This is a genomic window from Pseudomonas sp. P5_A2_2 (assembly GCF_054177685.1).
The window spans coordinates 1-1303 of sequence record NZ_JBGCUL010001157.1 but is presented as its reverse complement, the minus strand read 5'-3'; the positions used below and the strand labels follow the sequence as shown (position 1 = coordinate 1303).

The 1303-nt window shown below is 51.7% G+C and carries 2 protein-coding genes; both read left to right on the top strand.

What is annotated here, in order from left to right; genetic code table 11:
- A partial coding sequence (locus tag ACXRVY_RS29675; protein ID WP_458239042.1) for a cation:dicarboxylate symporter family transporter occupies positions 1-646 on the top strand: 646 nt, incomplete at its 5' end.
- A 186-nt stretch (positions 647-832) separates the two neighbouring features.
- Positions 833-1303, top strand: a 471-nt coding sequence (locus ACXRVY_RS29670; protein ID WP_458239041.1) for a gamma-glutamyltransferase, incomplete at its 3' end; no start/stop codon positions are given.

Sequence of the window (1303 nt, the reverse complement as noted above, 5' to 3'; positions counted from 1 at the left end):
GATCGGCGCTACCGTTGCGACCTTTGGCTTTGCCTCGCTATTGCCCTTGCTCAAGCTGATTGGTGTGGTCTACCTGGCGCTGATTGTCTTTGCGTTGGTGGTACTCGGCGGTATTTGCTATCTGATCGGCGAGAACATTTTCAAGCTGATCAAGTATTTCCGAAATGAGCTGATCCTTGCGTTCTCGAGTGCCGCATCGGCAGCGGTTATGCCGCAGTTGATGACCAAGCTGGAAAGCTATGGCGTTCCGCGCCGCATCGTCAGTTTTGTGGTTCCGGTCGGTTATGCATTCAACTTGGATGGCGCGTCGATTTTCCTTGGGGTGGCTACGATTTTTGTCGCTCAACTCTATGGTATCGACCTGTCGCTTTCTCAGCAGATTCTGCTGGTGGTCACAATGGTGCTGACCTCCAAAGGTGCTGCCGGGGTACCTGGATTTGCCATCATTATTTTGTCTGCGACGTTGGCGTCTGCCGGTCTTCCATTGGAAGGGGTAGCGCTTATTGCGGGGATCTTTAGGATTATTGATAGCGGCACAACCACGTTGAACGTGCTGGGTAATGCGATCGCACCATTGGTTATCGCCAAATGGGAGAAGGCGGCCCTTGAGCCTTCACGAATCGAACGCGTAGCACAGAAAGCATAGTTACTCATGAGGAGTCATCGGCTATCAAAAGTCTATGGCTCTTCCTGTTTTCGCCATTCAACAATAAATGTTTATGTCTGTTCTCTTTGCCGGGTTCTGAGCTGTGCAGTTAGATTTTTTCTTAACTGTATCAATTCGGATTTCCGCGTTTTGCTGCCGATTATTAATAAAAAAATAAGGTGCTTTATGCGCAAAGAATTCTTTCCCGATTCACACCGTAAGTTTGCTTTGTTGTGTGCGGTTTTACTTGCCAGCTTCCTGACCGTGGGAAATGCTCAGGCCGCTTCAGGCAATACTGTTAAATCGCATCTGTTGACCCATTCTGCCGTGGCAGTACCTGATCGTTATGCGGCTGAAACCGCCAAAGCCATCTTTGCCAAAGGTGGCAACGCCGTCGATGCGGCGGTGGCCATTGCATTCACGCTAGCTGTTACCTATCCGGAAGCGGGGAACATTGGCGGTGGTGGATTCATGACGATCTATCACGAGGGCAAACCTTACTTCCTTGACTACCGCGAGCGGGCACCGATCAAGGCGACCAGGGACATGTTCGTCGCCGGCAATGGTCAAGTGATCCCTGCTGATAGCACCCAAAGCAGCGTGCTTGGCTACAAGGCCGTGGGCGTCCCAGGTACGGTCGTCGGTCTGTGGGAAGCC